This is a genomic window from Xanthomonas sp. NCPPB 3570, assembly GCF_056725115.1.
Window position 1 is genome coordinate 2544174 of sequence record NZ_CM161513.1, and the last position, 24720, is coordinate 2568893.

At 67.9% G+C, this 24720-nt stretch carries 18 protein-coding genes; 7 read left to right on the plus strand and 11 right to left on the minus strand.

Annotated elements, in window-relative coordinates:
- The first annotated feature begins 32 nt into the window (after positions 1-32).
- Positions 33-2405: a 3-hydroxyacyl-CoA dehydrogenase/enoyl-CoA hydratase family protein gene (locus AC1PLR_RS11085; protein WP_481101011.1), complete on the plus strand. Its 2373-nt coding sequence runs from the start codon at positions 33-35 to the stop codon at positions 2403-2405.
- A 163-nt stretch (positions 2406-2568) separates the two neighbouring features.
- Positions 2569-3774, plus strand: a complete 1206-nt coding sequence (locus tag AC1PLR_RS11090; protein ID WP_010342896.1) for an acetyl-CoA C-acyltransferase — start codon at positions 2569-2571, stop codon at positions 3772-3774.
- A gap of 252 nt (positions 3775-4026) precedes the next feature.
- On the opposite strand, the gene galU is transcribed toward AC1PLR_RS11090, so the two are convergent.
- From galU to cmk, 8 genes are all read right to left on the minus strand, one after another.
- The gene (galU, locus tag AC1PLR_RS11095; protein WP_029562082.1) at positions 4027-4908 is read right to left on the minus strand and encodes a UTP--glucose-1-phosphate uridylyltransferase GalU; all 882 of its coding nucleotides are present in this window, start codon (positions 4906-4908) and stop codon (positions 4027-4029) included.
- Positions 4908-6818, minus strand: coding sequence for a polysaccharide biosynthesis protein (locus AC1PLR_RS11100; RefSeq protein ID WP_481101012.1), 1911 nt, complete (start codon positions 6816-6818; stop codon positions 4908-4910). The genes galU and AC1PLR_RS11100 overlap by 1 nt, the downstream gene beginning before the upstream one ends.
- The gene (locus AC1PLR_RS11105) at positions 6818-7807 is read right to left on the minus strand and encodes an MraY family glycosyltransferase (RefSeq protein WP_420009755.1); all 990 of its coding nucleotides are present in this window, start codon (positions 7805-7807) and stop codon (positions 6818-6820) included. The genes AC1PLR_RS11100 and AC1PLR_RS11105 overlap by 1 nt, the downstream gene beginning before the upstream one ends.
- A complete protein-coding gene (gene lapB / locus AC1PLR_RS11110) occupies positions 7807-8985 on the minus strand; it encodes a lipopolysaccharide assembly protein LapB (RefSeq protein WP_010342892.1) in 1179 nt (392 codons plus the stop codon). The genes AC1PLR_RS11105 and lapB overlap by 1 nt, the downstream gene beginning before the upstream one ends.
- Before the next feature lie 6 nt (positions 8986-8991).
- A complete protein-coding gene (locus AC1PLR_RS11115) occupies positions 8992-9291 on the minus strand; it encodes a LapA family protein (RefSeq protein ID WP_209245736.1) in 300 nt (99 codons plus the stop codon).
- Between the two features lie 73 nt (positions 9292-9364).
- A complete protein-coding gene (locus AC1PLR_RS11120; RefSeq protein ID WP_010342890.1) occupies positions 9365-9670 on the minus strand; it encodes an integration host factor subunit beta in 306 nt (101 codons plus the stop codon).
- An 80-nt stretch (positions 9671-9750) separates the two neighbouring features.
- A complete protein-coding gene (gene rpsA, locus AC1PLR_RS11125; RefSeq protein ID WP_010342889.1) occupies positions 9751-11430 on the minus strand; it encodes a 30S ribosomal protein S1 in 1680 nt (559 codons plus the stop codon).
- Between the two features lie 228 nt (positions 11431-11658).
- Entirely contained in the window at positions 11659-12330 is a 672-nt protein-coding gene (gene cmk, locus AC1PLR_RS11130; protein WP_017913728.1) for a (d)CMP kinase, read from the minus strand.
- A 171-nt stretch (positions 12331-12501) separates the two neighbouring features.
- Here cmk and ykgO point away from each other — a divergent pair, with 171 nt between their 5' ends.
- The 5 genes from ykgO (at position 12502) to AC1PLR_RS11155 (ending at position 16751) form a co-directional block, all read left to right on the plus strand.
- On the plus strand, positions 12502-12627 hold the full coding sequence (gene ykgO, locus AC1PLR_RS11135; protein WP_010342887.1) for a type B 50S ribosomal protein L36: 126 nt from the start codon (positions 12502-12504) through the stop codon (positions 12625-12627).
- 127 nt (positions 12628-12754) lie between these two features.
- Entirely contained in the window at positions 12755-13084 is a 330-nt protein-coding gene (locus AC1PLR_RS11140; RefSeq protein ID WP_017913727.1) for a hypothetical protein, read from the plus strand.
- Between the two features lie 169 nt (positions 13085-13253).
- The gene (locus AC1PLR_RS11145; RefSeq protein WP_481101013.1) at positions 13254-14291 is read left to right on the plus strand and encodes an agmatine deiminase family protein; all 1038 of its coding nucleotides are present in this window, start codon (positions 13254-13256) and stop codon (positions 14289-14291) included.
- A gap of 138 nt (positions 14292-14429) precedes the next feature.
- Positions 14430-15314 carry a carbon-nitrogen hydrolase gene (locus AC1PLR_RS11150; protein ID WP_019799707.1) on the plus strand — a complete coding sequence of 295 codons (885 nt, stop codon included), beginning with the start codon at positions 14430-14432 and terminating at the stop codon, positions 15312-15314.
- 144 nt (positions 15315-15458) lie between these two features.
- Positions 15459-16751, plus strand: a complete 1293-nt coding sequence (locus tag AC1PLR_RS11155) for a TraB/GumN family protein (RefSeq protein WP_010342883.1) — start codon at positions 15459-15461, stop codon at positions 16749-16751.
- A 113-nt stretch (positions 16752-16864) separates the two neighbouring features.
- Here the strand turns inward: AC1PLR_RS11155 and AC1PLR_RS11160 are convergent, their stop codons facing one another.
- Genes AC1PLR_RS11160 through AC1PLR_RS11170 form a run of 3 tightly spaced genes read right to left on the minus strand, consistent with a single transcriptional unit; the run spans position 16865 to position 24566 of the window.
- Positions 16865-19942, minus strand: a complete 3078-nt coding sequence (locus AC1PLR_RS11160; protein ID WP_481101014.1) for an efflux RND transporter permease subunit — start codon at positions 19940-19942, stop codon at positions 16865-16867.
- A complete protein-coding gene (locus tag AC1PLR_RS11165) occupies positions 19939-23448 on the minus strand; it encodes an efflux RND transporter permease subunit (RefSeq protein ID WP_481101015.1) in 3510 nt (1169 codons plus the stop codon). Before AC1PLR_RS11165 ends, AC1PLR_RS11160 begins: the two co-directional genes overlap by 4 nt.
- Positions 23448-24566, minus strand: coding sequence for an efflux RND transporter periplasmic adaptor subunit (locus AC1PLR_RS11170; RefSeq protein ID WP_481101016.1), 1119 nt, complete (start codon positions 24564-24566; stop codon positions 23448-23450). Before AC1PLR_RS11170 ends, AC1PLR_RS11165 begins: the two co-directional genes overlap by 1 nt.
- Between the last annotated feature and the right edge of the window lie 154 nt (positions 24567-24720).

Sequence of the window (24720 nt, forward strand, 5' to 3'; positions counted from 1 at the left end):
CCGCAAACGTTGACCCACAGAGGCTGATCGCTATGTCCAATCCCCTGCTCGTCCGCCGTGCCGCCGTCCTGGGCGCGGGCGTGATGGGTGCGCAGATCGCTGCGCACCTGACCAACGCCGGCGTCGACACCGTGCTGTTCGACCTCCCCGCCAAGGAAGGCCCCGCCGATGGCGTGGTGCTCAAGGCGATCGCCAACCTGACCAAGCTCAGCCCGGCGCCGCTGGCCAGCACCGCGCTGGCCGAGGCCATCACCCCGGCCAACTACGACTCCGGCCTGGAGCAACTGCGCGGCTGCGACCTGATCATCGAAGCCATCGCCGAGCGCATGGACTGGAAACAGGACCTGTACAAGAAGATCGCGCCGTTCGTGGCCGACCATGCGGTGCTGGCCTCCAACACCTCCGGCCTTGGCATCAACGCCCTGTCCGACGTGCTGCCGGAACAGCTGCGCCACCGCTTCTGCGGCGTGCACTTCTTCAACCCGCCGCGCTACATGCACCTGGCCGAGCTGATCCCGGCCAAGCACACCGAGCCGGCGGTGCTTGAAGGCCTGGAGAGCTTCCTGGTCACCACCCTGGGCAAGGGCGTGGTCTACGCCAAGGACACCCCGAACTTCATCGGCAACCGCATCGGCGTGTTCTCGATCCTGTCCACCATCCACCACACCGAGCAGTTCGGCCTGGGCTTCGACGAGGTCGACGGCCTCACCGGCCCGCTGGTCGGCCGTCCCAAGTCGGCCACCTACCGCACCTCCGACGTGGTCGGCCTGGACACCATGGCGCACGTCATCAAGACCATGGGCGACACCCTGCCGAACGATCCCTGGCATGCCTTCTTCAAGGCGCCGAGGTGGCTGGAGGCGCTGATCGGCAAGGGCGCGCTGGGCCAGAAGACCGGCGCCGGCATCTTCCGCAAGGTCGGCAAGGACATCGTGGTACTGGACCTGCAGAAGCAGGACTACCGTCCGGCCGACCGCGCCGCGGCGCCGGAAGTGGTCGAGATCCTGAAGATCAAGAACCCGGCCGAGAAGTTCGCCAAGCTGCGCGAGAGCCAGCATCCGCAGGCGCAGTTCCTGTGGGCGACCTTCCGCGACCTGTTCCACTACAGCGCCTACCACCTGGCCGACATCGCCGAGACCGCGCGCGACGTGGACCTGGCGATCCGCTGGGGCTACGGCTGGGCGCTGGGTCCGTTCGAGACCTGGCAGGCCGCCGGTTGGAAGCAGGTCGCGCAGTGGATCGCCGACGACATCGCTGCCGGCAAGAGCATGAGCAGCGCGCCGCTGCCGAACTGGGTGTTCGACGGCCGCGACGGCGTGCACGCCGCCGAAGGCTCGTACAGCCCGGCGCGCGACGCCAAGCTGCCGCGCTCGGCGCTGCCGGTGTACAAGCGCCAGCGCTTCCCCGATCCGCTGCTGGGCGAGAAGTTCGCGCAGGGCGAGACCGTGTTCGAGAACGACGGCCTGCGCATGTGGCACGACGGCGACGACATCGCCGTGGTCAGCTTCAAGACCAAGATGAACACCGTCTCCGACCAGGTGCTGGACGGCCTGCAGGAAGCGGTCGGCCGCGCCGAGAAGGACTTCAAGGGCCTGGTGCTGTGGCAGCACAAGGAACCCTTCTCCGCCGGCGCCGACCTGGCCGGCGCGCTGGGCCTGCTGCAGGCCGGCAAGGTCGATGCGTTCGAGGCGATGGTCGCCAACTTCCAGGCCACCAGCCAGCGCATCAAGTATTCGCTGGTGCCGGTGGTCGCGGCGGTGCGCGGGCTGGCGCTGGGCGGCGGCTGCGAGTTCCAGATGCACAGCGCCAAGACCGTGGCTGCGCTGGAGAGCTACATCGGCCTGGTCGAGGCCGGCGTGGGCCTGCTGCCGGCCGGCGGCGGCCTCAAGGAGATCGCGGTGCGCGCGGCGCAGGCCGCGGGTCCGGGCGGCGACGTGTTCGCCGAACTGAAGAAGACCTTCGAAACCGTGGCCATGGCCAAGGTCTCCACCTCGGCGGTCAACGCCAAGGAACTGGGCCTGCTGCGCGGCACCGACAAGGTGGTGTTCAACAGCTACGAATCGCTGTACATCGCCAAGGCCGAGGCGCGCGCCCTGGCCGAGGGCGGCTACCGCCCGCCGCTGCCGGCGCGACGCATCCAGGTCGCCGGCGACGTCGGCATCGCCACCTTCAAGATGCTGCTGGTCAACATGCTGGAAGGCCGCTTCATCAGCGAGTACGACTACGAGATCGCCACCCGCATCGCCACCGTGCTGTGCGGCGGCGAAGTCGACCGCGGCGCGCTGGTGGACGAGGAATGGCTGCTCAAGCTCGAGCGCAAGCACTTCGTCGAACTGGCCCAGCAGGAAAAGACCCAGGCGCGCATCGGGCACATGCTCAAGACGGGTAAGCCGTTGAGGAACTGAGATTCGGGAGTCGGGATTGGGGATTCGTTACGGCAGATCCCCAAGACCTGATGCCACCCTCGCCTCCCACCTTTTATCAGCCGGGCAAAGCATTCGACGCCGGGATCCGCTCTGACGAATCCCCAATCCCGAATCCCCAATCCCGGCTTTCGGAGAAAGCCAAATGAGCAAACAGATCCAGGAAGCCTACATCGTCGCCGCCACCCGTACCCCGGTAGGCAAGGCGCCCAAGGGCATGTTCCGCAACACCCGTCCCGACGACATGCTGGCGCACGTGCTGCGCGCGGTGGTGGCGCAGGCGCCGGGGATCGACACCTCGCGCATCGACGACGCGATCATCGGCTGCGCGATGCCCGAGGGCGAGCAAGGCATGAACGTGGCGCGCATCGGCGTGCTGCTGGCCGGCCTGCCGAATTCGGTGGCCGGGCAGACCATCAACCGCTTCTGCTCCTCGGGCATCCAGGCGGTGGCGCTGGCCGCCGACCAGATCCGCCTGGGCAATGCCGACCTGATGCTGGCCGGCGGCACCGAATCGATGTCGATGGTGCCGATGATGGGCAACAAGGTCGCGCTGTCGCCGAGCGTGTTCGCCGACGACCACGTCGCCATCGCCTACGGCATGGGCATCACCGCCGAGAAGGTGGCGGAGGAATGGAAGGTGTCGCGCGAGGACCAGGATGCCTTTGCCCTCGCCTCGCACCAGAAGGCCATCGCCGCGATCGCCGCCGGCGAGTTCCGCGACGAGATCAGCCCGTACGAGATCGTCTCGCACCAGCCCGACCTGGCCGGCAACGTCATCGCCCTGCGCAAGAAGCTGGTCGACACCGACGAAGGCCCGCGTCCGGACAGCTCGATCGAAGGGCTGGCCAAGCTGCGCCCGGTGTTCCGCAACGGCCAGTTCGGCGGCAGCGTCACCGCCGGCAACTCCTCGCAGATGAGCGACGGCGCCGGTGCGGTGCTGCTGGCCTCCGAGCAGGCGATCAAGGACTACGGGCTGACCCCGCTGGCCCGCTTCGTCAGCTTCTCGGTCGCCGGCGTGCGCCCTGAAGTGATGGGCATCGGTCCGATCGAGGCGATTCCGAAGGCGCTCAAGCAGGCCGGCCTGAGCAAGGACCAGTTGGACTGGATCGAGCTCAACGAGGCCTTCGCCGCGCAGTCGCTGGCGGTGATCCGCGACAGCGGCCTGGACCCGTCCAAGGTCAACCCGCTGGGCGGCGCCATCGCCCTGGGCCATCCGCTCGGCGCTACCGGCGCGATCCGTACCGCCACCCTGGTGCACGGCCTGCGCCGGCACAAGCAGAAGTACGGCATGGTCACCATGTGCATCGGCACCGGCATGGGCGCCGCGGGCATCATCGAGGCGCTGTAAGCGCGCGGTAGCGCCCTACCCTCAGCCACCTCTTATCCAAAAGCGGGCCATAGCCCCTCTCCCACCGGGAGAGGGGTTGGGGTGAGGGTCCGGCATCAAGCGTTGCTGCGCACGCCAGCGCAAAAAAAAGCAGCCTCGCGGCTGCTTTTTTTTGTCATACGATTCGACCGATTCGGATCGAATCATTGCTTGACGCTACTGGATCAGAAACTCGGCCAGCGCGCCGCCCTGCAGCGGCGCGCCGTGCCCAGCTCACTCCTCGGCAAGCATCTGGGTCAGCTTCTCGCGCGCCGGCTTGGCCAGCTTCTTGTTCTCCAGCGCGAAGCGGATGGTCGCCTCGACCAGGCCCAGGTGGGTACCGCAATCGAAACGGGTGCCCTCGAAGCGGTAGGCGTCGACCTCTTCGCTCTTCAACAGCGCGGCGATGGCGTCGGTCAGCTGGATCTCGCCGCCGGCACCGGTGCCGGTGCTTTCCAGCAGTTCGAAGATCTTCGAGCTGAGCACATAGCGACCGACCACCGCCAGATCGCTCGGCGCATCTTCGGGCTTGGGTTTCTCGACGATCTGCGCGATGCGGCCCTTGCGACCGTCGAAGGCCTCGGTGGCGACGATGCCGTAGCTGGCGGTGTTCTCGTGCGGCACGTCTTCCACCGCGATCACGCTGGCGCCGCTGCGCTCGTTGAGATCGGCCATCTGCTTCAGCGCACCGTCGCCGCGGTTCCAGATCAGGTCGTCCGGCAGCAGCACTGCGAACGGCTCGTCGCCGATCACCGACTTGGCGCACAGCACCGCATGGCCGAGGCCCAGCGCTTCGGCCTGGGTCACGAAGATCGCGCGCACGCCATCGGGCAGCACGTGGCGGATCATTTCCAGCTGTTCGTGCTTGCCGGCACGCTCCAGCTTCTGCTCCAGTTCGTAGGCCTTGTCGAAATAATCCGCGACTGCGTGCTTGTAGCGGTTGGTGACGAAGATCAGGGTGTCGCAACCGGCCTCGATCGCCTCGTCCACGGCGTACTGGATCAGCGGCCGATCGATGATCGGCAACATTTCCTTGGGAACCGTCTTGGTGGCGGGAAGGAAGCGGGTACCCAAACCTGCAACCGGAAATACTGCCTTGCGGATTCTCTTGCTCATCAGAGCCTTCTGGCCTCGCGTGCGGGGAATGGAACGATGGTAGCGGAGCCGTCGTGACCGTCTTGCTGACGCAAGGGCGCGAACTCCGGCATGGTCATGCGCAACACCTTCTCGATGGTGTCGCTGTCGTAATCGGCCACCGCGGCGCGCAACTGCTGCACACCGCGCAGCACGTCCTCGCGCGAGAAGCTGCGCACGCCCGCTTCCAGGATCTTCGGATGCGAGGTGGGCCGATAGTTCTCGTCGGCGTAGAACAGGGTTTCGTGCAGCTTCTCGCCCGGCCGCAGGCCGGTGTAGACGATGGCGATGTCGCGCCCGGGCTGCTTGCCCGCCAGGCGGATCATCTGCTCGGCCAGCAGACGGATCGGCACCGGCTCGCCCATGTCCAGGGTGTAGATGGCGCCATGCGACGCGGACGCCGCGGCCTGCACGATCAGCTGGCTGGCTTCGGGAATGGTCATGAAGTAGCGCGTCACCTGCGGATCGGTCACCGTCACCGGGCCGCCCTGGCGGATCTGCTCGCGGAACAGCGGCACCACGCTACCCGCCGAATCCAGCACGTTGCCGAAGCGCACCGTCACGAAGCGCGTGCTCACCGCTTGGTCGTCCAGCGACTGGCACACCATTTCCGCATAGCGCTTGGACGCGCCGAGCAGATTGACCGGATTGACCGCCTTGTCGGTGGAAATGAACACGAAGGTCGAGACCTTGGCGGCGACGCAGGCACGCGCCACGTTCTCGGTGGCCAGCACGTTGTTGCGCACCGCCTCGCGGCACTGCTGCTCCAGCAGCGGCACCTGCTTGTAGGCGGCGGCATGGAACACCGCATCCGGCTCGGCCACCTGCATGGCGTGGCGGATCACCGCCGGATCGCCGCAATCACCGAGCACGCAGTCGATCTCCAGATCGGGGAAGGTCCGGCGCAGGTCGGCATGGATGGTGATCAGCGCCAGTTCGCTGATCTCCAGCAACACGATCTTGCGTGCGCCGTGGCGTGCGCACTGCCGGCACAGTTCCGAACCGATCGAGCCACCGGCGCCGGTGACCAGCACGGTACGCCCCGACAGCCAGCCCTTGATCAGCTTCCAGTCCGGGGTCACCGGCTTGCGCCCGAGCAGGTCCTCGATCGCGACCTCCTTCAGTTCGCCCGGCAGGTAATGGCCGTCGAGCACATCGAGCAGGCGCGGCACGGTGCGGAACGGCAGACCGGTGCTTTCGCAGATCGCCACCACGCGCTGCATGCCGGCCGCGTCCAGCGACGGGATTGCGATGACCAGCAGCTTGGCCGCGGTTTCCTTGGCGATCGCGCCGGCCTCGTCGATGCGGCCCAGGATCGGCAGGCCCTGCAGCTTGGCGCCGTGCAGATGGCCGGCGTCGTCGACGAATCCTACGGGCTGGTAGGCGCCGGAACGGCGCAGGTCGCGCACCAGTGCCTCGGCCGCACGGCCGGCACCGACGATCAGCACACGCCGCGCGGTGTCGTCCGAGTGCGCGATCTGGTAGTCCTTCCAGGCGCGATACAGCAGCCGCGGCGCGCCCAGCAGGGCCGACAGCGCGAACGGATACACCATCAGCACCGACAGTGGGATCGCATCGAAACGGCTGTAGGCCAGCCCGAGCACGATCGCCACCAGGCCATAGAAGCTGGCCTTGAAGATATTGAGCAGGTCGGGAACGCTGGCGAAGCGCCACAGACCGCGGTACAGGCCCACCTTCCAGAACACCAGCCCTTGCGCGGCGAGCACGATGGCGGTGTTGAGGTTCCACAACGGCAGCGGATGCTCGCCGGGGAGCATGGTGTAGCGCGCGGCGTGCAGCAGTTGCCAGCAGACCCAGACGATGGCCAGATCGTGGACGACCACGGAGGCCTTCGGAAACAGCTCGGTGACTCGGTCGCGCGTGGAAAGCATCAGTAATCCGTAAGAGTTCGGCGCATCCGGTTGCGCAAAGCCAGCCAAAGCACACCTGCCGAACAGAACCAGGCGATCGTCAGACCGGCCTGGAAGCCCGCATCCAGCGGCCTGCCCAGCCGCGCAATTGTAATCGCGACAATGCTGAACAGACCGTAGGCGAGCGTGACGACAGTATGGCTACTGCCGGTGTGTACCCAACGCTGATAGAAATGTTGCGCGTGCGGTTGCCACCAGCGTTCGCCGGCGAGCATGCGCGAGGCGAGCGTGAAGCCCGCGTCGATGGCGAAGGCCGACAGCGGCAAGGCCGGCAGCCAGGGTGCCTGCCCGCCGGCGACGATGCACCAGGCAAACAACGCAGCGATCAGGTAACCGAGCGCGCCGCTGCCGACATCGCCGAGGAAAATGCGTGCTCGCGGGTAGTTGAACGGCAAAAATCCCGCGCAGGCCACCAGCAGTACCCAGCATGGCCAACGCAGCGGCTCAGGCAGCAACCAGGCGAATCCCAGGGCGGCGAGCATCGCCTGGCTACTGGCCAGGCCATTGATGCCATCCATGAAATTCCAGATATTGATCAACGAAACCGCCGCCAACCACACCAGCGCGACCACCCACAGCGGTTGGCTCGCCTTGTAGACAAGTGCAGCCAGCAGAGTCGCCGCCACCACATGCACCAGCAATCGCAATGCCGCCGACAACGAACGGTGGTCGTCCCACCAGCCGACGCCAGCGACCAGCACCAGGCCGGCGGCGACAGTGGCGATGCCCGCGCCGTGCTGCGGCCATTGCAGGGCCGCCCAGCCGCAGGCCAGCAGCACCGCCGCCACGATCGCCACGCCGCCGCCGCGCGGCGTCGCCACGGTGTGGCTGCGCCGCTCGCCGGGCGCATCCATCAACTTGCGTTTGAGTGCGTACTGGCGCGACAGCCAGGTGCCGGCCGCGCTGAACACCCCGAGCGCCAAGAGCAGCGCGACTCCTGCGATGGGCACTACACCACCGCGTAGTTGAGCAACGGCTTGACCGTGCCCCACTCCTTGCAGCTGGGGCATTGCCAGTGGTGGGTGCGCGCACCGAAGCCGCAGCGGGTGCAGCGGTAGCTGGGATTGCGCACCAGCAACTGGTCGGTGATGTGCTTGAGATCCTGCAGGGTCGCGGTGGAATCGGCGCCCTCGGCCAGGGTCAGATCGATCAGCGCGGACTCGCCGCGCACCGACGGCCGGTCCTTGAGCTGCCGGCCCAGATAGGAGCGCGCAGCGGAAATGCCTTCCTGCGACTCCATCAGGCGGGTCAGCGCCAGCACCGGGGCGATGCCGCGGTAGTGCTCGGTCATCTCCGACAGGAACGCGCGCGCGCCGCTGAGATCCTGGCCGCGGCGGTAGCACTCCATCAGCGCCGGCATGATCTCCGGCAGGTAGTCCGGGTCGTGGCGGGCGGCGCGCTCGAAGGCGCGGATCGCGGCCTCGTCGTTGCCGTCGTCGACATCGATGCGCCCTTCCAGGATGCCGGCGCGCACCGACTTGGCGTCGGCCTGGTAGGCGCGTGCGATCGCCGCGCGCGCCAGGTCGTTCTTTCCAGAGGCGCGATAGCGATCGGCCAGTTCGCATTCGAACTGGGCGATCAGCTTGCCCATCGGTTCGCCGGTCACCTCTTCGTAGCGGGTGGCGTTGTCGATGGCCTTTTCCCAGTCGCGCTCGGCCTGGTAGATGCCGATCAGGTGCTTGAGCGCCTGCGGCGCGCGCTGGTCGATCTGCGCCAGTTCGGTGAACACGGTTTCGGCGCGGTCCAGCAGCCCCGACTTCATGTAGTCCTCGCCCAGCGCCAGCAAGGCCTGCACGCGCTGCGCGTCGCTCAGGTCGCCGCGCTGGACCAGGCCCTGATGCAGTCGGATGGCGCGGTCGACCTCACCGCGGCGGCGGAACAGGTGGCCCAGCGCGACCTGGGTCTCGAAGGTTTCCTTGTCCAGCTCTGCAATGTGCAGGAACAGCTCGATCGCCTTGTCCGGCTGCTCGTTGAGCAGGTAGTTGAGGCCGCGGAAATAGGTGCTGGAGAGCCGGCTGACCTGGGTGTCGCCATGACGCTGGCCGCCACGGCGACCGATCACCCAGCCGCTCAGCGCCGCCAGCGGCAGAAACAGGAAGAACCAGAACCACTCGGTCAGAAAGTCCATCGAAGATCAGCGTCCGTCCAAGGGCTGGTGGGCATGGGAAGAGACCGGCGCGACGGCCGGCGCAGCGGCGTTCGCGGCCTTGTTGGCGCGACGCAGCTTGGCGTACAGGGGAATCACCAGGGCCGCCAGGACCAGCGAGGCGCCGATCAGCACGCCGGCGAACAGCGAGACGATGATGGCGATGCCGGAGGTGGTGGCGATGCTGGAGAACACGAAGTTGATCTGGATCGGCTGCGAATTGAGCGACCCGATGACCAGGCCGGCCAACAACAACACCAGCAGGATCAGCAGTCGTGCAATTTTCATGAGCAACTCCAGCGTCGGGAGACACTAGATTAGCCGAACAGGCGTGGATTCCGGCAAGCGCCGGACGCCGGGCTCAGGGCGTGTCGGATTCGACCGGGACGACGCCGCTCACGCGCTCGCGCAGCTCCTTGCCGGGCTTGAAATGCGGCACGTGCTTGCCGGGAAGCGCGACGGACTCACCGGTCTTGGGATTGCGTCCCAGGCGCGGCGGCCGGTAATGCAGGGAAAAGCTGCCGAAGCCGCGGATCTCGATGCGATCGCCGCCGGACAGGGCGCCGCCCATCATTTCCAACAACGACTTCACCGCCAGATCGACGTCGTCCGACTTCAGATGCGCCTGCTTGCGCGCCAGGATTTCGATCAGCTCGGATTTGGTCATTTACGGATGCGTGCAGTGGGGTCGCAACCTGGCACGGCCCGGGAACACCGGGCCGTGCCAGTAACGCTGCGTGTGGCGGGTTACTCGGACTTGTTGCCGTTCAACTGCGCACGCAGCAGCGCGCCCAGTTGGGTGGTGCCGCCCGACGCGGACTGGTATTCCTCCAGCACTTCGCGCATTTCGGCATCGTCCTTGGCCTTGATCGACAGCTGCAGGGTGCGACCCTTGCGGTCCATGCCCACGAACTTGGCTTCGATCTTGTCGCCGACCTTCAGGTGCTGGCTGGCGTCGTCGACGCGCTCGTTGGCGATGTCGCGCGCAGCGACGTAGCCTTCGATGCCGTCGGCCAGATCGATGGTGGCGCCCTTGGCGTCCACTTCACGCACCACGCCCTCGACCTTCGAGCCCTTCGGGTTGGCGGCCATGTACTGGCCGAACGGATCCTGCTCCAGCTGCTTGACGCCCAGGCTGATGCGCTCGCGCTCCGGGTCCACCGCCAGCACCACGGCTTCCAGCGTGTCGCCCTTCTTGAAGTTGCGCACGATGTCTTCGCCGGTGGTGTTCCAGCTGATGTCGGACAGGTGCACCAGGCCATCGATGCCGCCGTCCAGGCCGATGAAGATGCCGAAGTCGGTGATCGACTTGATCTGGCCGGACACCTTGTCGTTCTTCTTGTGGGTGGCGGCGAAGGTCTCCCACGGATTGGCGGCGACCTGCTTCATGCCGAGCGAGATGCGGCGACGCTCTTCGTCCACGTCCAGCACCATCACTTCGACTTCGTCGCCGACCTGCACGACCTTGGACGGGTTGACGTTCTTGTTGGTCCAGTCCATCTCGGACACGTGCACCAGGCCTTCCACGCCCGGCTCGATCTCGACGAACGCGCCGTAATCGGTGACGTTGGAGACCTTACCGAACACGCGGCTGTTGGCCGGGTAGCGGCGGGCGATGTTGTCCCACGGATCCTCGCCCAGCTGCTTCAGGCCGAGGCTGACGCGGTTACGCTCGCGATCGAACTTCAGCACGCGCACGTCCAGCTCGTCGCCGACGTTGACCACTTCGGACGGATGGCGCACGCGCTTCCAGGCCATGTCGGTGATGTGCAGCAGGCCGTCGATGCCGCCCAGGTCCACGAACGCGCCGTAGTCGGTCAGGTTCTTGACCACGCCCTTCAGGATCGCGCCTTCCTGCAGCTTGTCCATCAGCTGCTCGCGCTCTTCCGAGTGCTCGCTCTCGACCACGGCACGACGCGAGACCACCACGTTGTTGCGCTTGCGGTCCAACTTGATCAGCTTGAACTCCAGTTCCTTGCCTTCCAGGTAGGCCGGGTCGCGCACCGGGCGCACATCCACCAGCGAACCGGGCAGGAACGCGCGGACATCCTTGATGTCCACGGTGAAACCACCCTTGACCTTGCCGCTGATGCGGCCGGTGATGGTCTCGTTCTTCTCCAACGCTTCTTCCAGCTCGTCCCACACCATGGCGCGCTTGGCCTTCTCGCGCGACAGCACGGTCTCGCCGAAGCCGTTCTCGAGCGAGTCGAGCGCGACCTTGACCAGGTCGCCTTCGGCGACGTCGATTTCGCCAGCGTCGTTACGGAACTGCTCGATCGGCACGATGCCTTCGGACTTCAGGCCAGCGTTGATCACCACCACGTCGCCGCGGACTTCCACGACGGTACCGGTGACGATGGCGCCGGGCTTCAGCTTGGCCAGGTTGGCTTGGCTGGCTTCGAACAGTTCGGCAAAAGATTCGGTCATTTGAAATTACTCTAGTGGACACACGGACAGGGCGTTTTCTTCTGGAAAACAGCGACTGTCCACCTGTTAGTCGGCCCGAACAGCGGCCGGGTGTGGAATGGAAAAACCGCAGCGCGGGATTGCGCAGCGGAGCCTTTGACGCTATCGATGGAACATGGATGTTGCGGGTGTTGCGAGGAACCGGCGGCATCCATGACGATGCCGCCCTGCTGCTGCCCTGCGTGCCGCTCAGACCGGCAGCAACTGCAGGACGCGGCCCACCACCTGGTCGATGTCCATGCCGGTGGTATCGAGGAGGACGGCATCGTCTGCCGGCCTCAGCGGGGCCACCGCGCGTTGGGCATCGCGTGCGTCGCGGGCCATGATCTCGCGCAGCAGGTCGTCGAATATAACCGAAACCCCTTTTTCCTTCAACTGCTTATGCCGGCGCTGGGCACGCTCCTCGGCGCTGGCGGTCAGGAACACTTTGTAGGGGGCATCGGGGAAAATCACCGTCCCCATGTCGCGACCGTCGGCGACCAGCCCGGGAGGGGTGCGGAAGGCCCGCTGGCGCTGCTTCAGCGCCGCGCGCACCTCGGGGATGGCGGCGATCGCCGAGGCCACCGCGCCGGTGGTCTCCAGGCGCAACTCGTCGGTGGCGTCGGCGCCATTGATCCGGACCCGCAGGCCGCCGCCGGCGACCTCGTCGAAGTCCACCCGGGTATCGAAGGTGCAGCGCACCAGGGCGGCGGCGTCGGAAATGTCCAGATTGGCCCAGCTGGCCGCGACCCCGACCGCCCGGTACAGCGCCCCCGAATCCAGGTAATGCCAGCCCAGGCGGGCGGCGACGATGCGGCTGACGGTGCCTTTGCCGGCCCCGGATGGGCCATCGATGGTCAGGACGGGAGCGGGCTCGTTCATGCGGTTCCTCAGGATGGGGCGGCGCATTGTAGCGCCGACGCCGGCCGAGCTGGCGCAAGCAGTTGAAACCATGAAGAAAACCAGGCTACAATCGCCGGCTTACTGATCCTGCGCCATGGTTTCGGCCGTGCCGCCCTCCTTCGAATCCACAAGTTTACGCCGAGGTGTGCCATGAAAGTCCTGTCCTCCCTGAAGTCGGCGAAGGCCCGTCACCGCGACTGCAAGGTGGTCCGCCGCCGCGGCAAGGTCTTCGTGATCTGCAAGTCCAACCCCCGTTTCAAGGCGCGTCAGCGCTGATCCGACCCGGCCTGCCCTGCCGCACCGCGCGCAGCGGTGGCCGGTCGTCGACGAAAGCCGCCTTCGGGCGGTTTTTTGTTGCCGAAGTTTGCTGTAATCGGCGTTCGTCCTCTGGGGAGTACACGTGATGAAGCATCGTCTGTCCGTCCTGCCGCTGCTGGCCGTGTTGGGCCTGGCCGGCGGCGCCCACGCCGAGACCCTGCTGGTCGACCGGGTCAAGGAAGAACCCGCGGCGGCGCTGCCGACCCGCGGCCTGAGCATGGCCCAGGTGCAGGCGCGCTACGGCGCCCCGCAGCAGAAGCTGGAGCCGCGCGGCGGCCAGAAGCGGCAGTGGCCGACCATCAACCGCTGGGTCTATCCGGCCTTCACCGTGTACTTCGAGAAGCAGAAGGTGGTGGACGTGGTCGCCAACAAGGCCGACGCCAACGAGATCGGCCCGAAGCCGGCGATCCGCTGACGTCGGTCCTGCGCCCGGTTGCGCGAGCGCCTGACCGAACACCCCGGCGCTGCCGCGTCGCGACCGTCTCGTCCCGCGGTCCCGCGCAACGCCCCCGCGCCGCCGGCGCGGGGATATGAATGACACACGCCCTGGCGCGATGCCAGGCACAACCTGAGTAGTAGTCGCAATGTCTGATCGTCTTCGCCTTCCCGCCGAATGGGAGCCCCAGTCCGCCATCCTGATCGCCTGGCCACATGCCGGCACCGACTGGGCCGAGCGCCTGGCCGAGGTCGAGGAGACCTACATCGCCCTGGTCGCGGCGATCGTGCGCTTCCAGCGGGTGCTGATCTGCGTGGCCGACGCCGACCTGCAGATCTATGCGGAGGCGCGGCTGCGCTCGGCGCGGGTGGACATGCAGCGGGTGCGCTTCGTCGAGGCCGAGTACGACGACACCTGGCTGCGCGATTCCGGCCCGATCACCCTGGCGCGCGCCGGCGGCGGCTTCCAGTTGCTGGATTTCCGCTTCACCGGCTGGGGCGGCAAATTCCAGGCCAGCCGCGACGACCAGTTGGTGAGTGTGCTGGCCGAGCAGGGTCTGTTCGCCGACAGCGCCGTGCGCCGCATCGACTTCGCCCTGGAAGGCGGCGCCATCGACTGCGACGGCGCCGGCACCCTGCTGACCACCTGGCAATGCCTGCACGAGCGCCATCCGCAGCGCAGCCGCGAGTCGCTCAGCCACGACCTGGCCGAGTGGCTGGCGCAGCAGCGCGTGCTGTGGCTGGACCACGGCTACCTGGAAGGCGACGACACCGACGCGCACATCGACACCCTCGCCCGCTTCGCCGGGACCGATGCGATTGTCTACCAGGCCTGCGACGACGCCGGCGATTCGCACTACGCCGAGTTGCAGGCGATGGGCGCCGAACTGGCGGCGTTGCGTACCGCCGAGGGCGCGCCCTATCGCCTGTTCCCGCTGCCGTGGGCGCAGCCGGTCATCGATGAGGGCCGGCGCCTGGCCGCCTCCTACGCCAACTTCCTGATCGTCAATGGCGCGGTGCTGATGCCGGCCTACGGCGACGCGGCCGATGCGCAGGCGCAGGCGGTGATGGCGCAGGCCTTCCCGCAGCATGAAATCGTGCCGATCCCCTGCCGCGCGCTGATCTGGCAGAACGGCAGCCTGCACTGCATCACCATGCAGCTGCCGGCCGGCCTGCTCGCGGACTGAGCCGCCGCCGCTGCGCCGCACGCCGGCGCAGCGCCGACCACACCCGCGGCCACGCACGGCGCGGCATTCATCTCCCTGGAACCTGCCGCGCGGCCATCCGCGCTACCATGCCGGTTTACCGCGAACCTTGATTCCGCAATGAGCCGAAACACTCTTTCCGTCGCGCTGATCCAGGAGCGCAACCACGGCGACGCCGCGGCGAACCTGGCAGCGATCGAATCGCGTGTGGCCGAGGCTGCCGCGCAGGGCGCGCAGTTGGTGCTGCTGCAGGAACTGCACAACGGCGCGTACTTCTGCCAGCACGAGTCGGTGGACGAATTCGACCTGGCCGAGCCGATTCCCGGCCCCAGCACCGAGCGCCTGGGCGCGCTGGCCAAGCGCCATGGCGTGGTCCTGGTCGGCTCGCTGTTCGAGCGCCGCGCCGCCGGCCTGTACCACAACACCGCGGTGGTGTTCGAAAAGGACGGCAGCCTGCTCGGCAAGTACCGCAAGATGCACATCCCCGACGATCCGGGCTTCTACGAGAAGTTCTACTTCACCCCGGGCGATCTGGGCTTCACCCCGATCCAGACCTCGGTCGGCCGCCTCGGCGTGCTGGTGTGCTGGGATCAGTGGTACCCGGAAGCGGCGCGGCTGATGGCGCTGGCCGGCGCCGAACTGCTGCTCTATCCCACCGCGATCGGCTGGGACCCCAATGACGAACAGGCCGAGCAGGAACGCCAGCGCGACGCCTGGATCCTCAGCCATCGCGGTCATGCGGTGGCCAATGGCGTGCCGGTGCTGAGCTGCAACCGTGTGGGCCACGAGCCGTCGCCGCTGGGCGCATCGGGCATCCAGTTCTGGGGCAACAGCCATGTGCTCGGTCCGCAGGGCGAGTTCATTGCCGAGGCCGGCGCCGAGCCGACCGTGCTGGTCTGCGACGTCGACCTGCAGCGCAGCGAGCACGTGCGGCGGATCTGGCCGTTCCTGCGCGACCGCCGCATCGATGCCTACGGCGATCTGCTGAAACGCTACATCGACTGACCCGCAGCGCCGCCCCGGTCCTCGCATGCGCCGCGCCGCGGACTGCGACGCAGCCCGCCCCGGCGGCAGGCGCCCATGCCTGTCGCGGCCGATGCCCTCACCCCCCATGCCCGCTGAGCCCCGGCGCCGACGAGGCGCCCTCCGATGAGTGATGGAATGAACGAACTTTCCCAGGCCGACGGCGACGATGCGCTGTTCGACGGCCAGCCGTACCGCATCGTCGAACGCGATGGCATCCGCTACACCCTGCTCGGCACCGCGCACGTGTCCCTGGCCAGCGTTGCCGCCGTGGAACGGGCGATCGGCAGCGGCCGTTTCGACGCGGTGGCGGTGGAACTGGATCCGCAACGCCTGCAGGCGCTGACCGATCCGGACGCACTGACCAAGCTGGACCTGGTGCAGGTGATCCGCAAGGGCCGCGTGGCCCTATTCGCCGCCAACCTGGCGCTGGCCGCCTACCAACGGCGTCTGGCCGAGCAACTGGGCATCGAACCCGGTGCCGAACTCAAGCGCGCGGTGCTGCTGGCGCGCGAACGGCAGTTGCCGGTGTACCTGGTCGATCGCGAAGTCGGCCTGACCTTCAAGCGCGCCTCCAGCCGGCTCGGCTTCTTCGGCAAGCTGAAGCTGGCCAGCGGCCTGCTCGGTGGCCTGTTCGCCTCCGACGAGGTCGGCGAGGCGGAGATCGAGAAGCTCAAGCAGGGCGACATGCTCGAGGCCAGCTTCGGCGACTTCGCCAGCGAGAGTCCGGCGCTGTACGAAACCATCATCGCCGAGCGCGACCGCTACATGGCCACGCGCCTGCGCGAGGAACGGGCGCAACAGCGCGCGCTGCCGCTGACCGACAATGCCGAACCGCTGGAGGGCGCGCCGTCGACCGGCGTGCGCGAGGTGCTGGCGGTGGTCGGTGCCGGCCACCTGGCCGGTCTGGCGCGGCATCTGCAGGGCGACCAGGACGATCCGGCGACGCTGCGCAAGGCGCTGGAAGAGGTGCAAACCAAGAAGAAGGTGCCATGGATCACCCTGACCCTGACCGCGCTGGTGCTGGGCGGCGTGGCCTGGGGCTACTGGCACGGCGGCTTCGCGCTGGGCACAGACCTGCTGCTGCAGTGGGTGCTGTTCACCGGCGGCCTGGCCGGGCTGGGCTGCATCCTCGCCGGCGGGCATCCGCTGAGCGTGATCGCCGGCGCCATCGCCGCGCCGCTGAAGCCGTTCCGCCCCGGCGTGCCGGCCGGTGCGTTCAGCGCCCTGGTCGAGGTGCACATGCGCAAGCCGGCCTATGGCGATTTCCTGGCCCTGCGCGACGATGCGCAGAACCTGCGCGGCTGGTACCGCAACCGCGTCTCGCGGGTGGTGCTGACCTTCCTGCTGACCAACCTGGGCAGCATGCTCGGCGTGTGGCTGGCCGGCTTCCGCATCTTCGGCAAGCTGGCGGGTTGAACAGCCGAAGGCAGTGACCTCGTAGGAGCGGCTCTTGTCCCCTTTTGCGGGATCAGCCGCGACCGGCCTTCCCTGGGACGCCTGTCGCGGCTGAAGCCGCTCCTACGAAAAGCTCATGCGGTTTGCGGTGCGGCGATACCACGCGCGCGCCGTACCAAGCCCGCCACGCCGTTGCTCAGATCGTCCAGGATCGCGTAGATGGTCGGCAGGAACAGCAGGCTGACCACGGTCGAGAACGCCAGGCCGCCGGCGATGGCGCGTGCCATCGGGTAGTAGGCCGGGCCGTCGCCGAACATCTGCGTGGTGGTCAGCGAGATCGGCACCATCGCCAGGATCGCCGTGCCCATGGTCATCATGATCGGGCGCAGGCGCTCGCGCGAGCCTTCGATCAGCGCCTCGGTACGACCCAGGCCGCGCCGGCGCAGGTTGTTGATGTGCTCGATCATCACGATGCCGTTGTTCACCACCACGCCCATCAGCACCAGGATGCCGATGAAGGCCATGATCCCGAAGCTGGTGCCGGTGATCCAGAACAGCCAGAACACGCCGAACACCGAGAACAGCACGCCGCTCATGATCGCCACGGGGAACAGCAGCGATTCGAACATCGCGGCCATCACCACGTAGATCATCACCAGTGCGATCAGCAGGTTGAACAGCATCTGCTGGCTGGCCTGATCGTCGTCCTGGCCGTCCGCGCCGTCGAAGCTGTAGCGGTAGCCGACCGGGAAGTCGACCGCCTTGAGGGTGTCCTCGATCGCTTGCTTGGCCTCCGGCGCGGTGACCTTGGCGCCGAGGTTGGCGGTGATGGTCAGCGTGGTCTGCCGATTCGTGCGGGCGATCTGGGTCGCGGCGGCGCGCGGTTGCGTCTCGACCAGGCTCAGCAAGGGCACGCTGCGCCCGTCCTGGGTGCGCACGTTGAAGCTGTCCAGGTCTTCCGGCGAGGTCTGCTCGGCGCCGGCGAAACGCACCCACACCGGCACCTCGTTGTCGCCGTGGCGGAACTCGCGCAGCGACGCGCCGCGCAGCGCCAGGCCGACGAAGCTGGCGACCTGCTCGGCGCTGAAGCCGAACGCGGCGGCGCGCTCGCGGTCCACCCGCACCGCCAGTTCGGTGCTGCGGTCACCGCTGTCCACGCGCACGTCGCGCAGTTCCTTGCGCCGTGCCAGCAGCGGCACCACGTCGTCGGCGAGCGCGCGCAGCGCCTCGGTGGAATCGCCGACCAGTTGTACCTGCACGGTCTGCCCGCCACCGTTGCCGCCATCGCCGCCGTTGCTGTTGCCGACGTGGAAGTCCACCCGCGCCGAACGCGGCAGTTCCTTGCGGATGCGTTCCATCAGCGCCGGCAGGTCGCGGACCTGCTTCAGATCCACCGTCAGCGTGGTGCTGCTGCCCTCCTCCTCGCTGAACCAGGAATACACCTGGGTCACGTGGTACTGCGCGCGCCGCGCATCGATGAAGCGCTCGAGCCGGGTCACTTCCTCGGCCATCTGCTCGCGCGTGTAGGCGCCCTTCCACTGATAGCCGATGAAGACCTGCTCGCCGCCGTCGCCGCCGAACATGTCCTTCTTGGTCTGCAGCATCGGGATCACGCTCAGCGCGCTGATCAGCACGATCGCGCAGACGCTCCAGCCGCGGTGCGCCAGCGACCAGGCCAGCACCCGCGCGTAGCGGCGCTGCAGGCGCGGGATCAGCCCATGCGGGGAATGCAGCAGCGCCGGGGTGCGCATGCGCGCCGACAGCATCGGGATCAGGCTCACCGCCACCAGCCACGACGCCAGCAGCGACACCGAGATGGTGATGGCGATCTGCGACATGAAGATGCTGATGTTGTTGGTTTCGCCGAACAGGTTCGGCAGGAACACGATGCAATGGCACAGGGTGCCCGCAGACAGTGCGATGGCGACGTTGCGGGTGCCGACGATGGAGGCGCGCTGCGGCTGGTCGGGCATGCGCTCGCGCTCCTGGTAGATGCTCTCCACCACCACTACCGCGTTGTCCACCAGCATGCCCACCGCCAGCAGCAGGCCCATCATGGTCAGGATGTTGAGGGTGACCCCGGCGAAGTACATGAAACCCAGGGTGATCGCGAAGCAGATCGGGATCGCCAGGGTCACCATCAGGGTCGACGGCCAGTGCCGCAGAAAGAAGAACAGCACCGTCACCGACAGCAGCAGGCCGACCGCGCCGGCTTCGGCCAGTTCCGCCAGCGACGAGGTCACCGCCTTGCCCTGGTTGTCGATGACCTTGATCTGCACGTCGCTCAGCGCCGGCTGCTTGCGGATCTGCTCGACCTCGGCCAGCACCGCGCGCGAGACCTCGACCAGGTTGGCGCTGCGCTCCTTGAACACGTCCAGGCCCACCGCCGGGCGCCCGTCCAGGCGCCGGCCGTAGCTCATCCGGGTCGGCTTCAGCCGCACCTCGGCGATGTCGCCCAGGCGCAGGCCCTTGGCGTCGATGACCAGGTCGCGCAGCTCCTGCAGGTCGCGCAGTTCGCCGACCGGCTGCACCCGCAGGCGCTGGCCGTTGTCGTCGATCTGCCCGGCCGACAGCGAGAAGTTGAGCTTGCCCAGGCGCTCGCTGAGCTGGTTGAGGCTGAGGTTGTGCGCGCTGAGCCGGTCCGGGGCGATGGCGATCTCGACCTCGTTCGGCGGCGCCCCGGACACCGACACCTTGGCCACTCCGGGAATGCGCTCCAGGCGACGCTTGAACTCGCGATCGAGCATGTCGTACGCGCCGGTCAGGTCGGCCGCGCCGGCCAGGCGCACTTTCAACACCGGCTGGTCGCTGCTGGACCACTTGAACACGTTGTAGCGCCGCAGGTCGGTCGGCAGGTCGGCGCGGATCGCGTCGATGCGTTCGCGCGCATCGGAGGCGGCGATGGCGATGTCGCGGTCCCAGTCGGAGAACTCGATGAAGATGTTCGCGCCGTCGGCGGTGGCGGTCGAGCGCATGCGCTTGATCCCGGTCATCGTCGCCAGCGCTTCCTCGGTCGGCCGCACCAGGTTGCGCTCGACCTCGTCCGGGGTCGAGCCGGTGTACGGCAACTGCACGAACAGGAACGGCGCGGAGATGTCCGGCAAGGCCTCCAGCGGCAGGCGGAAGGCGGCGATCAGCCCGACCACCACCAGCGACACGAAGCACATGATGGTGGTGACCGGACGGCGGATGCTGAATTCGGCGACGCTCATGCCGGTGCGCCCTCGCCGTCCTGCAGGCGCTGCTCGCCGTTTTCACGTTGCCGCGCGCGACGTCCGCGCTCGGCGTAGTACGCGTCGGCGCGGCGGTCCAGGCGGTCGTAGACCACCGGGATCACCAGCAGGGTCAGCAACGTGGACACCAGCAGCCCGCCTATCACCGTGATCGCCATCGGCGCACGCACCTCGGCGCCCTCGCCGCTGGCGATCGCCAGCGGCAGGAAGCCGAACAGCGTGCACAGCGTGGTCATCACGATCGGCCGCAGCCGCGAGCGTGCGCCTTCGATCAGCGCGGCACGCTTTGCCACGCCCTCCTCGCGCAACTGGTTGACCTTGTCGATCAGGATGATCGCGTTCTTGGTCACCAGGCCCACCAGCAGGATCAGGCCGATGAACACCACCACCGACACCGGCTTGCCGGTCAGCAGCAGCGCCAGCACCGCGCCGACCAGCGCCAGCGGGATGGTGAACAGGATGACGAACGGATGCAGCAGCGACTCGAACTGCGAGGCCATCACCAGGTACACCAGGAACACCGCCAGGCCGAACGCGAACAGCAGCGAGCGCGCCGACTGCGCCAGTTCCTCTCCTTGCCCGCCGATGTGCATGCCGACGCCGGCGCCGAGCGGATCGCGCGCCACCATCTCGCCCACTTCGCGCACCGCCGTGCCCAGGTCGATGTCGCGCAGGTTGGCCGAGACGATGGCCACGCGGATCTGGTCGGCGCGGTGGATCTCGCTGGGACCGGTGGTAGCGACCACGTCAGCGACCGCATCCAGGGTCACCGGCCGGCTGCTGCCCGGATTGACGATCAGCCGGCGGATGCTGTCGACACTGGCGCGGTCGCTCTGCTGCGCGCGCACCAGCACGTCGATCTTGCGGTCGCGGAAGCTGTAGCGGGTGGCGACGTCACCGCGCACCTTCTTCACCACCACGTCGGCAATCTGCCGCGTGGTCAGCCCCAGCGCACCGGCACGCTCTTGGTCGAAGCGGATCTGGATCTCCGGGAAACCTTCTTCCACCGTGGATTTGACGTCGGCGAAGCGGCCGTTGCCGCGCAGCAGCGCCGCCAGCTTCTGCCCGGCGTGCTGGATGGTCTGCAGGTCCTGGCCGCGCAGTTCGATCTCCAGCGGCGTGGAGAAACTGAACAGCTCCGGCCGGCTGAAACCGACCTGCACGCCCGGGTGGTTGCGCATCGTCGCGCGCATGCGCTCGCTCTGCTGCGCCTCGAACTGCGCGCTGCCGCCGCCGGCCATGGCGATGGTCAGCTTGCCGATGTTCTCGCCGCTCTCTGTGGGGTTGGCGTCGAGCCGGGTGCCGCTGCCGCTGACCCCGTACAGCGCCTGCACGCCCGCGTCCTTGCCGTGGACCTCCTGCAGTTCGCGCACCAGCGCGTCGGTCTGCCGCAGCGGCGTGCCGGCCGGCAGTTTCACGGTCATCTCGAAGCGGTCCTGCGCCAGCTGCGGGATCAGGTCGGCGCCCAGCAGCGGCGCCACCGCCAGGGTCGCGGCGAAGGCCAGCGCCGCCAGCCCCAGCACCCAGCCGGGACGCGCCAACGCGCCGGGCAGCAGCCGCAGATAGCCGCGTTCGGCCAGCGCGTACGGCGCCATCGCCAGGGCGCTGGCCTTGCGCATCACCGGCGCGATCACCGCCACCGCACCGCGCCACAGCCGCACGACCAACCAGGCCACGCCGAAGAACACCCCACGCACCGCCGCAGCGGCGCCGCGCCGGCTCCAGGCCAGCGGCTTCAGCCAGCCGCGCCGCGGCTGCCAGTGCGGCGGCGCCGGTTCCACCGGGAACGCCAGCGGCGCACGGCCCTTCAGCGAGCTGAGCATCGGGATCAGGGTCATCGACACCACCAGCGAGATCGCGATGGCGATCGCCACGGTCAACGCCTGGTCGCGGAACAGTTGCCCGGCCACGCCCTCCACGAACACCAACGGCAGGAACACCGCGATCGTGGTCAGGGTCGAGGCGACCACCGCCATGCCCACCTCGCGGGTACCGACGATCGCCGCATCGAGCACGCTCAGACCGCGCTCGCGCGCCTTGGCGATGCTTTCCAGCACCACGATCGAATCGTCCACCACCAGGCCGGTGGCCAGCGCCAGGCCGCCCAGCGACATCACGTTGAGGCTCAGGCCGAGCCGATCCATGAAGAAGAACGTGGTCACGATCGACACCGGCAGCGACAGCCCGATCACGAACGTGCTCCACCCATCGCGCAGGAACAGGAAGATGATCAGGATCGCCAGCAGGCCGCCGATCACCGCGTCCTTCTTGACGTCGCCGATGGCGTGTTCGATGAAGCGCGACTGGTCCTCCAGCGTGGTCAGTTCGGCGTCGGCGGGAATCTGCGCCTGCAGTTGTTCCAGGCGCTTGCGCAGCGCCGCCGCGGTGGCCACAGTGTTGGCGTCGCCCTCCTTGTAGATGGCCAGTTCCACCGCCTCCTTGCCGCCCAGGCGGATGATCGCCTCGCGCTCCTTGTAGCCCTGCCGCACCTGCGCCACGTCCTTGAGCCGGATCGGCATGCCGCCGGCGACGGTGGTGGTCGTGCTGGAGGTCGCGCTCTGCGCCGCCGACGCCGCGGCCAGCGCCGCTTCCGAGCCGGTGGAGGCGGCGATCGCGTACATCTGCTGCAGGGCCGCGTCGGCCGCGTTGCCGCCGGCCCCCTGGGTGGTCAGCAACAGGTTGCGGATCTCGTCCAGGTCGGCGAACTGGTTGACCGTGCGCACCAGATAGCGCTGCGTGCCCTGCTCCAGGCGGCCGCCGGAGAGATTGACGTTCTCATCCTTGAGCCGCGCGATCACCGTGTCGATCGGCATGTTGAGCTGCGCCAGCCGCTGCTGGTCGATATCCACCTGGATCTCGTCCTCCAGGCCGCCGCCGACCTTGACCGCGGCCACGCCCGCCACCGGCTCCAGCTTTTTCTTCAGGTCCTCGTCGGCGTAGCGACGCAACTGGGTCAGCGCGCGCACCGCCTCGGCGTCGGTGTGCGCGGCGGTCTTGCTCGACAGCACCAGGCGCATGATCGGCTGGGTGGAGGGATTGAAGCGCAGCAGCACCGGCGCCTTGGCCTCCAGCGGCAGCGACAGCGCCTCCATCTTGTCGCGCACCTCCAGGCTGGCCTGGTCCATGTTGGTGCCCCAGGCGAACTCCAGCACCACGTCGCTTTGTCCGGTGCGCGAGACCGACTTGAGCTTGCGCAGGTTCTTGACCACGCCGACTGCTTCTTCCACCGGCTCGGTCACCAGCGTCTCGATCTCCGAGGGCGCGGCGCCGGCGTACTCGGTGCGCACGGTCAGCGTCGGATAACTCAGGTCCGGCAGCAGGTTGACCTTGAGCCCGTGCAGCGCGATCGCGCCGAACAGCAGCATGGTCAGCGTGATCATCGCGATGGTCACGCGGCGGCGGGTGGCGAATTCGACCAGGCCGCCGCCGTGCGCAGCGGCAGTTGGCGGTGGGACGTCGTGCGCGTCAGGACCGGCGCCGTGCATCAGCGCGCTCCGGAAGCGGTCGCCGGTGCGGCAGCGGCGACCTCGCGTTGCGGCGCGATCACCTGCACGCGGCTACCGTCGCGCAGCGCGACCTTGCCGGCAGTGACCACCTGGTCGCCGGCCTGCAGGCCCTGGCGGATCTCCACCCACGGCCCTTCGGCATAGCCCAGCGTCACCGGCACCCGCGCGACCTTACCGGCGACCACGCGGAACACCGCCGGCTCGCCATCGTCGAGCAGCGCCAGCCGCGGCACCACCAGCGCATCGGTGCGCTGGTCGTAGTCGATGCGGATGCGGCCGAACATGCCCGGCTGCAGCGCTTCGGCGCCCTCGTCGAAGGCGCAGACCACGCGGAAGGTGCCGCTGCCGGCATCCACCACCGGCGCGATACGGTCGACCCGGCCGCGGAACTGCTTGCCCGGCAGCGCATCGGCCAGCAGGGTCACCGGCTGCCCGGTCTTGAGCGTGGCCAGTTCGCGCTCGGGCACGTTGAGCGTGGCCTCCAGGCGCGAGTCGTCGACGATGCGGAAGATCGGCGTGTTGATCTGCACGAAGTTGCCGGTCTTGATCGAGCGCGAGGCGATCACCCCGGAGATCGGCGCCACCACCGTGGCATAGGACAGCTCCAGCGCGGCCAACTGGTGTTGCGCGCGCACGTTGGCCAGGTCGTACTTGATCTGGTCGACATCGGCGGCACTGACGAGTTGCTGGCCCACCAGTTGCTGCGAGCGGCGGTAGTTGTTCTCCAGCTTGCGCAGTTGCGCCTCGCTCTGCGCCAGCGCCAGCCGCGCGCGGTCCGGGTCCAGCCGCACCAGCGGCTGCCCGGCGCTCACCTGCTGGCCTTCTTCGGCCAACACCGCCAGGGCCACGCCGGAGGTCTTGGCGACCACCTGCGACTCGGCGCGCGCTTCCAGCGCCGCGGTGCCGCTGTAGCTGGCCGCCACCGCACGGCGACTGGCCGCCGCCACCTCCACCGGCACCGCCTCCGGCGCCTTTTCGCTGTCGGCGGCCTTGGCCTTGGCCTCGGCGGCCGGTTTGCAGCCGCCGAGCAGCAGCGTGGTGGTGACCAGCAGCGCGGCAGCGCAGGTGGCAGTGCGGCGCTCGAACGGTCGCGTCATCGTCGTGTCCTTGGTGGATGGCGTGAATGGTGTTGTAGATAAGTAGATCACCAAACAACGTCGTGCCGTATGCCCCAAAGGTCACGGGTCGCCCACCGCCGCCAGTTTCGGAGCCGCGAAAGGTGAGGCTATACTCGGGCCGTTCCGTGTTCCC

Bases quoted from the DNA above. Each gene is read 5' to 3' on its own strand.
- AC1PLR_RS11085 (WP_481101011.1), top strand. From the start codon at position 33: ATGTCCAATCCCCTGCTCGTCCGCCGTGCCGCCGTCCTGGGCGCGGGC.
- AC1PLR_RS11090 (WP_010342896.1), top strand. From the start codon at position 2,569: ATGAGCAAACAGATCCAGGAAGCCTACATCGTCGCCGCCACCCGTACC.
- galU (WP_029562082.1), bottom strand. From the start codon at position 4,908: ATGAGCAAGAGAATCCGCAAGGCAGTATTTCCGGTTGCAGGTTTGGGT.
- AC1PLR_RS11100 (WP_481101012.1), bottom strand. From the start codon at position 6,818: ATGCTTTCCACGCGCGACCGAGTCACCGAGCTGTTTCCGAAGGCCTCC.
- lapB (WP_010342892.1), bottom strand. From the start codon at position 8,985: ATGGACTTTCTGACCGAGTGGTTCTGGTTCTTCCTGTTTCTGCCGCTG.
- AC1PLR_RS11115 (WP_209245736.1), bottom strand. From the start codon at position 9,291: ATGAAAATTGCACGACTGCTGATCCTGCTGGTGTTGTTGTTGGCCGGC.
- AC1PLR_RS11120 (WP_010342890.1), bottom strand. From the start codon at position 9,670: ATGACCAAATCCGAGCTGATCGAAATCCTGGCGCGCAAGCAGGCGCAT.
- rpsA (WP_010342889.1), bottom strand. From the start codon at position 11,430: ATGACCGAATCTTTTGCCGAACTGTTCGAAGCCAGCCAAGCCAACCTG.
- cmk (WP_017913728.1), bottom strand. From the start codon at position 12,330: ATGAACGAGCCCGCTCCCGTCCTGACCATCGATGGCCCATCCGGGGCC.
- ykgO (WP_010342887.1), top strand. From the start codon at position 12,502: ATGAAAGTCCTGTCCTCCCTGAAGTCGGCGAAGGCCCGTCACCGCGAC.
- AC1PLR_RS11140 (WP_017913727.1), top strand. From the start codon at position 12,755: ATGAAGCATCGTCTGTCCGTCCTGCCGCTGCTGGCCGTGTTGGGCCTG.
- AC1PLR_RS11145 (WP_481101013.1), top strand. From the start codon at position 13,254: ATGTCTGATCGTCTTCGCCTTCCCGCCGAATGGGAGCCCCAGTCCGCC.
- AC1PLR_RS11150 (WP_019799707.1), top strand. From the start codon at position 14,430: ATGAGCCGAAACACTCTTTCCGTCGCGCTGATCCAGGAGCGCAACCAC.
- AC1PLR_RS11155 (WP_010342883.1), top strand. From the start codon at position 15,459: ATGAGTGATGGAATGAACGAACTTTCCCAGGCCGACGGCGACGATGCG.
- AC1PLR_RS11160 (WP_481101014.1), bottom strand. From the start codon at position 19,942: ATGAGCGTCGCCGAATTCAGCATCCGCCGTCCGGTCACCACCATCATG.
- AC1PLR_RS11165 (WP_481101015.1), bottom strand. From the start codon at position 23,448: ATGCACGGCGCCGGTCCTGACGCGCACGACGTCCCACCGCCAACTGCC.
- AC1PLR_RS11170 (WP_481101016.1), bottom strand. From the start codon at position 24,566: ATGACGCGACCGTTCGAGCGCCGCACTGCCACCTGCGCTGCCGCGCTG.